Annotated in this window: 10 protein-coding genes; 8 read left to right on the top strand and 2 right to left on the bottom strand. The window is 71.2% G+C overall.

Going from position 1 to position 9,764, the window contains the following annotated elements:
* Positions 1 to 82: 82 nt before the first annotated feature.
* Both ACFU8Q_RS13175 and ACFU8Q_RS13170 read right to left on the bottom strand, forming a co-directional pair.
* Complete coding sequence (locus tag ACFU8Q_RS13175; protein ID WP_384452041.1) at positions 83 to 1,441, bottom strand: sensor histidine kinase; 1,359 nt, start codon at positions 1,439 to 1,441, stop codon at positions 83 to 85.
* A gap of 166 nt (positions 1,442 to 1,607) precedes the next feature.
* Positions 1,608 to 2,840, bottom strand: coding sequence for a sensor histidine kinase (locus ACFU8Q_RS13170; RefSeq protein WP_384452038.1), 1,233 nt, complete (start codon positions 2,838 to 2,840; stop codon positions 1,608 to 1,610).
* 183 nt (positions 2,841 to 3,023) lie between these two features.
* Between ACFU8Q_RS13170 and ACFU8Q_RS13165 the strand changes: the two genes are divergently transcribed.
* Genes ACFU8Q_RS13165 through ACFU8Q_RS13130 form a run of 8 tightly spaced genes read left to right on the top strand, consistent with a single transcriptional unit; the run spans position 3,024 to position 9,747 of the window.
* Positions 3,024 to 3,425 (top strand): NADH-quinone oxidoreductase subunit A, encoded by a 402-nt coding sequence (locus tag ACFU8Q_RS13165; RefSeq protein ID WP_189544080.1) that lies wholly within the window; start codon positions 3,024 to 3,026, stop codon positions 3,423 to 3,425.
* The gene (locus ACFU8Q_RS13160; RefSeq protein ID WP_384452035.1) at positions 3,416 to 4,102 is read left to right on the top strand and encodes an NADH-quinone oxidoreductase subunit B; all 687 of its coding nucleotides are present in this window, start codon (positions 3,416 to 3,418) and stop codon (positions 4,100 to 4,102) included. Before ACFU8Q_RS13165 ends, ACFU8Q_RS13160 begins: the two co-directional genes overlap by 10 nt.
* Positions 4,086 to 5,165: an NADH-quinone oxidoreductase subunit C gene (locus ACFU8Q_RS13155; protein WP_384452033.1), complete on the top strand. Its 1,080-nt coding sequence runs from the start codon at positions 4,086 to 4,088 to the stop codon at positions 5,163 to 5,165. Before ACFU8Q_RS13160 ends, ACFU8Q_RS13155 begins: the two co-directional genes overlap by 17 nt.
* Positions 5,162 to 6,130, top strand: coding sequence for an NADH-quinone oxidoreductase subunit H (locus ACFU8Q_RS13150; protein WP_384452031.1), 969 nt, complete (start codon positions 5,162 to 5,164; stop codon positions 6,128 to 6,130). The genes ACFU8Q_RS13155 and ACFU8Q_RS13150 overlap by 4 nt, the downstream gene beginning before the upstream one ends.
* Positions 6,130 to 6,768: a NuoI/complex I 23 kDa subunit family protein gene (locus tag ACFU8Q_RS13145; protein WP_384452029.1), complete on the top strand. Its 639-nt coding sequence runs from the start codon at positions 6,130 to 6,132 to the stop codon at positions 6,766 to 6,768. The genes ACFU8Q_RS13150 and ACFU8Q_RS13145 overlap by 1 nt, the downstream gene beginning before the upstream one ends.
* Positions 6,765 to 7,346: an NADH-quinone oxidoreductase subunit J gene (locus ACFU8Q_RS13140; RefSeq protein ID WP_384452026.1), complete on the top strand. Its 582-nt coding sequence runs from the start codon at positions 6,765 to 6,767 to the stop codon at positions 7,344 to 7,346. The genes ACFU8Q_RS13145 and ACFU8Q_RS13140 overlap by 4 nt, the downstream gene beginning before the upstream one ends.
* A complete protein-coding gene (gene nuoK, locus ACFU8Q_RS13135) occupies positions 7,346 to 7,750 on the top strand; it encodes an NADH-quinone oxidoreductase subunit NuoK (protein ID WP_384452023.1) in 405 nt (134 codons plus the stop codon). The genes ACFU8Q_RS13140 and nuoK overlap by 1 nt, the downstream gene beginning before the upstream one ends.
* A complete protein-coding gene (locus tag ACFU8Q_RS13130; RefSeq protein ID WP_384452020.1) occupies positions 7,747 to 9,747 on the top strand; it encodes an NADH-quinone oxidoreductase subunit L in 2,001 nt (666 codons plus the stop codon). The genes nuoK and ACFU8Q_RS13130 overlap by 4 nt, the downstream gene beginning before the upstream one ends.
* The last annotated feature ends 17 nt before the right edge of the window (positions 9,748 to 9,764 follow it).

The following is a 9,764-nucleotide window of genomic DNA, read 5'->3' as shown; positions in this document are numbered from 1 at the left end:
AGCCGGTACGGCGGCCGGGGACGAGGAGATCCGAAGGGGCCGTGGACCTGGGGGTTCCGGTCACGGCACCGGACGGATGCGCTCAGCCGCGCCACGGCAGCTCGGCCGTGATCCGCGTCGGACCGCCCTGCGGGGAATCCACGACGAGGACGCCGTCCACCGCGTCCAGCCGCTCGGTCAGCCCGGCCAGCCCGCTGCCCGACGACACCTCGGCGCCGCCGCGGCCGTTGTCGGTGACCTGGAGCATCAGCCGGTTCGCGGTGCGCCACACATCGACCGAAGCACGGGTCGCCCGTGCGTGCTTGCTCACGTTCTGCAACAGCTCCGAGACCGTGAAGTAGGCGATCCCCTCGATGGCCTGGGCGGGCCGGGACACCAGGTCCACCTCGACCGTGACGGGGACGGTGCAGCGGGAGGCGATGGCGGAGAGTGCGGCGTCGAGTCCGCGGTCGGTGAGGACGGCGGGGTGGATGCCGCGGGCGAGGTCGCGGAGTTCCTGGAGGGCGACCTTGACCTCGCCGTGGGCCTCGTCGACCATGCGGGCCGCGGCCTCGGGGTCGTGGTTGAGCTTCTCCTTCGCCAGGCCCAGGTCCATGGCGAGGGCGACGAGGCGGGCCTGTGCGCCGTCGTGCAGGTCGCGTTCGATGCGGCGCAGGTCGGCGGCGGCCGTGTCGACGACCACCCCGCGGTCCGACTCCAGTTCCGAGACGCGCGTCGCCAGCTGGGACGGCCCGAGCAGCCCGGCCACCATGACCCGGTCCACGCTCGCCAGGCCGCGGATGATCCACGGAGTGACGAGGACGAGCACCAGACCGCACACGCTGGTAGCGGCCAGCTCGAAGGAGGAGTCGAGGTAGATCACCTGATGGGCGCTGTCGCCGTACAGCTGGATGCCGTCGACCCCCACGTACGACGGGAAGACCCAGTGCCACAGCGGGTAGGTGAGGGTGACCCACCCGCACGACCAGAACGTCAGTGAAACCGTGAAGGCGAAGATTGCCCACGGGAGGTGCAGCAGCGCGTAGAGCAGATGCCGCCAGGACACCCCGCTCTTCAGGACCGCGCCCACCCAGGACATCAGACTGCCGGTCCTGCCGCGCACCGGCGCCGGTGCGGCCACGTCCAGCCCCAGCAGCCCGCGTGCCCGGGCCCGCTCCAGCGCGCCGAAACCGCGGCACATGGCGAGCGTGCCGGCCAGGATCGGGACGCCGAGGAAGGTGATCAGCATGCCGGCGCCCAGGGATGTCAGGGTGATCGAGAGGCTGAACAGGACCACGCTGATCGGCAGGCTCAGCAGCAGATAGCCGAATGCACGCCAGGTCCGGCCCTCGAAGGGCGCGCGGAGCGCGGCGGGGAAGAAGTGCTTCACCGGGGGATGGTCCCCGAAACCGGCTCCGGACCGCTGGTGGTCCCGAGTGTCCGGTCCGTATGCCGTGGCCATGGATGCTGTCCGTTTCGTCTCGGGGAGCCGGTTTCTCCGCTGGTACATCAAGGGTGCTGGGTCGCGGGTCCGCGCACCATGAGGGCGGTATCCCTCTTCGACCGGGGGTTTTCCCCACCCCGCGAGGGGACGGGGGTGCTTGGCTTCCCGCCCTACTGGCCCGGCCCTACCTGACCCGGCCCTTGTCCCGTCCCTTGTCAAGGTCCCGGCCCTTGTCCCGATCCTTGCCCTCGTCCCGGTTTCGCCAGGGCAGTTCCGCGGTGACGGTCGTGGGGCCGCCGGCCGGCGAGTCGAGGACGAACAGCCCGTCGACGGCGCCCAGCCGTTCGGCCAGCCCGGCCATGCCCGTACCGCCGTCCATCCGGGCCCCGCCCCGCCCGTCGTCGGTGACCTGGATCAGCATCCGGTCCGCCGACCGCCACACCTCCACGGCCGCCGAACGAGCCCCGCTGTGCTTGCTCACGTTCTGCAACAGCTCCGAGACCGTGAAGTACGCGATTCCCTCGATCGCCTCCGCCGGACGCGCCTGCAGATCCACCCCCACCGTGACGGGGACGGTGCAGCGGGAGGCGATGGCGGAGAGTGCGGCGTCGAGTCCGCGGTCGGTGAGGACGGCGGGGTGGATGCCGCGGGCGAGGTCGCGGAGTTCCTGGAGGGCGACCTTGACCTCGCCGTGGGCCTCGTCGACCATGCGGGCCGCGGCCTCGGGGTCGTGGTTGAGCTTCTCCTTCGCCAGGCCCAGGTCCATGGCGAGGGCGACGAGGCGGGCCTGTGCGCCGTCGTGCAGGTCGCGTTCGATGCGGCGCAGGTCGGCGGCGGCCGTGTCGACGACCACCCCGCGGTCCGACTCCAGCTCGGCGATCCTGCGCTCCAGCTCGTCGGAGGGGGAGAGCAGTCCGCGCGCCATCGCCCGGTCGGCATGGGCGAGGAGCCGCGCGATATAGGGGAGCACCGGCCAGAGCACGAAGAGGCTCACCAACGTCACGGTGAAGGTGAGCACGCCCCAGGGCAGCCGGATGAAGGAGTACAGCACCGCCCGCCAGCCCACCGGGTCCGTGAGGCTCGACCACAGCCAGGGGAAGAAGCCCTGTGCCCGGCGGGACAGCACCATCGGACTGGGCTCGTCGATCCGCAGCCCGAGCATCGCCCGCGCCCGGCCCCGCTCGGCCCTGCCGATCAGCCGCGCCCCGTGCAGTCCGGCGGCGAGCAGGGGCAGACCGACCACCGTGACCGCGAGCCCCACGCCGACGCCGATCATGAACATCGTGTAAACAAACCCGGCCACGGCCATGGGGAGGTTGGCCAGGAGGTAGCCGATCTCCTTCCATGTCCACCGGTCGAGGGCGAAGCGGGCGGGCGGCGGACGGTCGTTGTCGGGCACCAGGGGGCTCATGGTCATACGCCCCAGCCTGCCGGGCGGGGTCTGCGGACGCCATGGGGCTCGTGGGTGGGGTGGAGTAGGGATAACCCCACCCGTAGGTCGACGCGGCTGCTTACCCTCTCTTTAACAGGGCTCTTTGGCAGGGCCTAGACTCCCCTGCGTACAGATCGTCGAACGGGTTTGAGGGAGCGAGGGGCGGACGTGGCGGACCTGCCGGAATCGACCGTTCTCGCGTCGGACTACTTCCACGGCTATTCCGTGGTCGGACTGCTCGCTGTGATCGGCGTGCTGTTCGTCGCCGTCGCCTTCGGGGCGGGCCGGCTGCTGCGGCCCGTGGTTCCTACGCCGGAGAAGCTCCTGACGTACGAGTGCGGCGTGGACCCGGTGGGTGAAGGATGGGCACATACCCAGGTCCGTTATTACGTCTATGCCTTCCTGTACGTGATCTTCGCCGTCGACTCGATCTTCCTGTTTCCGTGGGCGACCGTATTCGCCGCACCGGGATACGGGGCGACGACCCTGGTGGAGATGTTCATCTTCCTCGGTTTCCTGGCCGTAGGACTGCTCTACGCATGGAAGAAGGGCGTCCTCGAATGGACGTGACGAGCACGCCGCCCCCCGAGCACCGGCCCGCGACGCAGCCGGGACCGGACCCCGAGACGGGCTCCGAACCGCAGGCCGTTCCGACGTTCCTGCCGGAGCCCAAGCGACTCGGCGTCCTGTCGCGCCTGGCCCCGGAGCCGATGAAGGTGGTCCTGAACTGGGGCCGCCGCTACAGCCTCTGGGTCTTCAACTTCGGGCTCGCCTGCTGCGCCATCGAATTCATCGCCGCGTCCATGGCCCGGCACGACTTCATCCGGCTCGGCGTGATCCCGTTCGCCCCGGGCCCGCGCCAGGCCGACCTCATGATCGTCTCCGGCACGGTGACGGACAAGATGGCCCCGGCCGTGAAGCGGCTGTACGAGCAGATGCCCGAGCCCAAGTACGTCATCTCGTTCGGCGCCTGCTCCAACTGCGGTGGCCCCTACTGGGACTCGTACTCCGTGACGAAGGGCGTCGACCAGATCATCCCGGTCGATGTCTACGTACCCGGTTGCCCGCCCCGGCCCGAGGCGCTCCTCCAGGGCATCCTCAAGCTCCAGGAGAAGATCGCCCGCGAGTCGCTGGGCGAGCGGTACGCGACGGGTGGCGGCAGCCGTCCCTCCACGACCGCACTGCGCAGCGGCCTGGTCGCCGCCCCGCCGACACCGGGGGAGGATCGCGATGACCAGCACCCCTGACGCCGCCGCCGACGGCTACGACCGCCTGCCGGACGCCGCCGCCGAGTTCTTCGGCGAGGAAGCGACGGCCGCGTACGCGTACGACCTGCTGACCGTCGACGTACCGGCCGCCTCCTGGACCACCGCTCTCGAAACGGCCCGCGACCGGCTCGGCTGCACCTATTTCGACTGGCTGAGCGCGGTCGACGAACCGGGCACCGGCTTCCGGGTCTGCGCCCACGTCGCGGCCCTGGCCGAGGGCAGGGTCCGCCGTCTTCTGATCCGTACGACCGTTCCGCACGAGGCGGCCGTCCTTCCCACCGCCATCGACGTCTATGCGGGCGCCGCCTGGCACGAGCGCGAGACACACGAGATGTTCGGCATCGGCTTCGAGGGCCACCCGCATCTGGTGCCGCTGCTGCTGCCCGAAGGCTTCGAAGGTCATCCGCTGCGCAAGGACTTCGTGCTGGCGGCACGCGTCGCGAAGGCCTGGCCAGGTGCGAAGGAGCCGGGCGAGTCGGAGCACGGCGGCCCGAAGCGGCGCACGATGCTGCCGCCCGGCGTCCCCGACCCGAACGAATGGGGCCCCCTGAAGGGCCAGCTCCCGCCTGCCCCGTCCCGCCCGGCCCGCGCCGCACGCGCGGCGGGCGACCGTCCGGTACGCCGCACCCGCAGCGCGAGCGAGGGCTCGGCCGGTCAGCGGCAGGAGGCAGTCGCACCGGCGGCCGGAGCCGAGACCACTTCCGCCGCGCCCCCGCGCCGCACCCGCAGCGCCTCCCAGGGCTCGGCGAGCCAGCAGCGCGAGGCAACGGGGCCGGCAACGGGAGCAACGAAGTCGGCAACGGGCGCCGGGGCCGGGTCGGCAGGGCCGGCCCCGGGAAGCTCCGACGCGCCCTGGCACCACGCCCGCCCGGCCTTCGACACCACCCCCGAACCGTCCTCGGACCCGGGGACGTCGCAGCCGCAGGGCACGACGGAGGACAACCCGGACACCCCGAGCCGGCCCGCGACCCCGCCCCCTGCCGAACCCGAGCAGCCCGAAACCGAAACCCCCGACCGCCCCGCCGGAGGCGATACCGCGTGAACGACGTACTCGACGTCGCCCTCCGGCTCGTCATCGTCTTCGCCGTGTTCATGGTCCTCCCTCTCGTCGTGGGACAGACCGAGCACAAGGTGATGGCCCATATGCAGGGCCGCCTCGGACCCATGTACGCGGGTGGCTTCCACGGCTGGGCCCAGCTCGTCGCCGACGGCGTGAAGTTCGCGCAGAAGGAAGACATCGTCCCGGCCGAGGCCGACCGCCGCATCTTCCAGCTCGCACCGGCCGTCGCGCTGCTCCCGTACCTCCTCGTGCTCGTCGCCATCCCGATCGGCCCCGGCGAGAGCGCGGTCGGCCAGGTCGTCGACGCGGGCATCTTCTTCGTGCTCGCCGTGATGGGCGTCGGCGTGCTCGGCTCGCTGATGGCGGGCTGGGCCTCCGCCAACAAGTTCTCCCTCCTCGGGGGCCTCCGTACCGCCGCCCAGCTGCTCGCGTACGAACTGCCGATGCTGCTCGCCGCCGCCTCCGTCGCGATGGCGGCCGGCACCGTCTCCCTCCCGGGCATCCTCGACGCCTTCGAGTGGTGGTGGCTGCCCTGGCAGATCGTCGGCGCCCTGGTCTTCTTCGTGGCCGGACTCGCCGAACTGCAGCGCCCGCCGTTCGACATGCCGGTCGCCGACTCGGAGATCATCTTCGGCGCGTACACCGAGTACACCGGCCTCCGCTTCGCGCTGTTCCTGCTCGCCGAGTACGCGGGCATCGTCGTGCTGTCCGCCCTGACCGCCGTCCTCTTCCTCGGCGGCTGGCACGGCCCGTTCGGCGCCGACGGACTCGGCTGGGTCTGGACGCTCCTCAAGATCGCGGTCCTCGCCTTCGTCGTCATCTGGCTGCGCGTGAGCTATCCCCGGCTCCGCGAGGACCAGCTGCAGAAGCTCGCCTGGACCACGCTCATCCCGCTCGCTCTCGCGCAGATCGCGCTCACCGGCATCGTGAAGGTGGCGATCAACTGATGGCTGCGCCGCTCCCGCCCTCCCGACCCCGCATCCCCGGCTCCGGTCTGGCCAAGGGCCTGGCCGTCACCCTGCGGACCATGACGAGGAAGACGGTCACCGCTCAGTACCCGGACGTCCAGCCCGAGCTCCCGCCCCGCTCCCGCGGCGTCATCGCACTGTTCGAGGAGAACTGCACGGTCTGCATGCTCTGCGCCCGTGAGTGCCCGGACTGGTGCATCTACATCGACTCCCACAAGGAGACGGTGCCCGCCGCCACCCCGGGCGGACGCGAACGCAGCCGCAACGTCCTCGACCGCTTCGCGATCGACTTCTCGCTCTGCATGTACTGCGGTATCTGCATCGAGGTGTGTCCCTTCGACGCACTGTTCTGGTCGCCGGAGTTCGAGTACGCGGAGACGGACATCCTCGAACTCACCCATGAGCGGGACAAGCTCCGCGAATGGATGTGGACGGTGCCGGAACCGCCCGCGCTCGACGCCGGTGCCGAGGAGCCGAAGGAGATCGCCGCCGCCCGCAAGACGGCGGAGAAACTCGCGGCCCAGCGCGCCAAGGAGGCGCAGGAAGCGCAGCAGACGCAGGAAGCCCAGCAGGCCCGAGCGACCCAACAGGACCAGAAGGAAGAGGGGGAGGAGTGACACTCGCAGCCGCCGCAGCGCACTCCGCCCTCGCGGCCGACTCCGCCCACTCCGGCTTCCTCTCCCCGACCGGCATCGAGATCGCCTTCGTCCTCGTCGGCATCGCCACCGTCGGCGCGGCCCTCGTCACCGTCACGACCAAGCAGCTGGTGCATGCCGCCCTCTGGCTGGTCGTGGCGCTCGGTGGACTCGCCGTCGAGTACCTCCTGCTCACCGCGGAGTTCATCGCCTGGGTGCAGGTGCTGATCTACGTCGGTTCCGTGGTCGTCCTCCTGCTCTTCGGGCTGATGCTCACCAAGGCCCCCATCGGCCGCTCCCCGGACGCCGACTCGGGCAACCGCTGGGCGGCCCTCGGTGTGGCGGTCGCCACCGCCGGCACGCTCGTCTGGGTCGTCGTCGACGCCTTCCGCGCCACCTGGATCGACCTGGACGGACCCGCCCAGGGCTCCACCGAGGTGACCGGTGCCTTTCTCTTCCGGCACTGGGTGCTGCCGTTCGAGGCGCTCTCCGTCCTGCTGCTCGCCGCGCTCGTCGGCGCGATCGTCCTGTCCCGCAAGCGCGGTAAGGAGCAGAGCTGATGCACCTCGCCTATCCCGCCGTGCTCGCCGTCCTCCTCTTCTGCACCGGGCTGTACGGAGTGCTCGCCCGCCGCAACGCGATCCTGGTCCTGATGTCCGTCGAGCTGATGCTCAACGCCGTCAACCTCAACCTGGTCGCCTTCGACGTCTGGCTCCGTGACGCCCTGCACGCCGGCCAGGCCCTCACCCTCTTCACCATCGCCATCGCGGCGGCGGAGACCGGCATCGGCCTCGCCATCGTCCTCGCCGTCTACCGCAACCGCGGCAGCGCCGACGTCGACCGCCTGCGCGACACCGCCGAGACCGACGCCGCCGAAACCCTCCCCGGCGACGAGGCCGACGACACCGAAGACCAGGCCACTGCTCCGGCAGGGAAGGCAAAGAAGGCAGAGGCCACCACGTGACCACCACGACCCTCGCCGTCCTCGTCCCCCTCCTTCCGTTCCTGGGCGCCGCGGCCGGTCTGCTGCTCGGACGCCGCGCCCCCGGTTACGTACGCCCCCTCGCCGTACTGCCCACCCTCACCGCCTTCGTGCTCGCCGTCGTCGTCGCCTCGCGCCAGGGCGGCGGCCGGGCCATCGACGCGGCGACCCGCCTCACCCCCACCGGCTCGGTCCCCGTCGACCTCGCCCTGCACCTCGACGGCTTCGCGGTCCTCGTCGCCGTCCTGGTCGGGCTCGTCGCGACCTGTGTGCAGATCTACTCGACCGCGTATCTGCGCGACGACCCCCGCTACCCCTCGTACGCGGCCCTCGTCTCCCTCTTCACCTCCGCGATGCTGCTCGTCGTCTACTCCGGCGACCTGATGGTGCTCCTGGTCGGCTGGGAGATCATGGGCATCTGCTCGTACTTCCTCGTCGGCCACTACTGGGAGACGCCCGAAGCCCGCGCCGCCTCGCTCAAGGCCTTCCTGGTCACCAAGCTCGGTGACGTCCCCTTCCTGATCGGTCTGTTCGCACTCGCCGCCGACACCGGCTCGTTCCGCATCACCCGCATCCTGGCCGCCGTCGCGAACGGTGGACTGGACCACCCCACCCTCGTCGCCCTGCTGCTCCTCGCGGGTGTGGCGGGCAAGTCCGCGCAGTTCCCCCTGCACACCTGGCTGCCCGACGCGATGGCCGGCCCCACCCCTGTCTCCGCGCTGATCCACGCCGCGACGATGGTCGCCGCCGGCATCTACTTCGTGGCCCGGCTCCTGCCCGTCTTCGCCCAGTCCGGCGCGGCCCTCGTCGTCCTCGCCGTGATGGCCGCGGTCACGATGATCGGCTCGGGACTCGCCGCCCTCGCCCAGGACGACATCAAACGCGTCCTCGCCTACTCGACGATCGGCCAGCTCGGCTACATGTCCGGCGCCCTGGCCGTCGGCGACCGCGGTGCCGCCGTCTTCCACCTCCTCTCCCACGGTGCGTTCAAGGCCGTCCTCTTCCTCGCGGCGGGCGTCGTCATCCACGCCGCCGGGACCAATTCACTGGCCGCCATGTCCCGGATGGGCGGCCTGACGAAGCGCATCCCGGACGCCTACTGGACGATGACCGTCGCCCTCCTCGCGCTCGCCGCCATCCCGCCGTTCGCCGGCTTCTTCTCCAAGGAAGCCGTCCTCGTCGCCGCCGAGCACACCGCACTCGGGGAGCGGCACGTCGCCCCGGCCGCCGCAGGCTGGACCGTCCTCGTCGCCGGACTGCTCGCCGCCGTCCTCACCGCCGCGTACGCCACCCGTCTGTGGCTTCTCGCCTTCCGGGGCCGCGGCGCCGAGGCCCCCGACCACGGCAGGCAGCCCGTCGCGATGACCACCGTCCTCTGGGTCCTCGCCGTCCCCACCATCGCCTTCGGACTCACCGTCGGCGTGATCACCGACTGGTTCGACGGCCACAGCCTCACCCCGTCCCTGACCACTGCCGTCCTCTCCACGGGCGTCGGACTTGTCGGCGGCCTCGTCACCTACGGTGCCTGGCGCCACACCTCGGCGCTCGCCGCCCGCACCCCCGTGGGCACGGTCGTCGCCCATCCCGACGCCGAACCCGCCCTCGTCGAGGCCCAGGCCCTCTCGGCGCACACCGCCGCCTACGGCGCCTACGGGGATGCCCCCGACCCGGCAGACCCCGGCCGCCTGCTGCTCGGCCCGCTCCACCGCCACGCCGCCGCGGGCTTCCACCTCGACGCCCTGTACACGACCCTGTTCGTCCGCCCCGTCCAGGCCGCGGCGAGCCTCGTCCGGTTCCTGGACCGCGAGGTCGTCGACACTTACGTACGCGGCTCCGGCACTGGCGCACGCTGGCTCGGCACCGCCGTCCGCCGCGCCCAGACCGGCAACGTGCAGACCTATCTCAGCACGCTGCTCGCCGGTTCACTGGTCCTGGCGATCGCCGCCGTCGTCTTTGCCAACGTCAACGCCGGGTCGTGAGCCGTGATCGATATCAG

The sequence above is a fragment of the Streptomyces sp. NPDC057543 genome (genome assembly GCF_042801895.1).
Lineage (GTDB): Bacteria > Actinomycetota > Actinomycetes > Streptomycetales > Streptomycetaceae > Streptomyces.
Note: the sequence above shows the minus strand (reverse complement) of the source record. Positions and strands in the feature narration are given on the sequence as shown.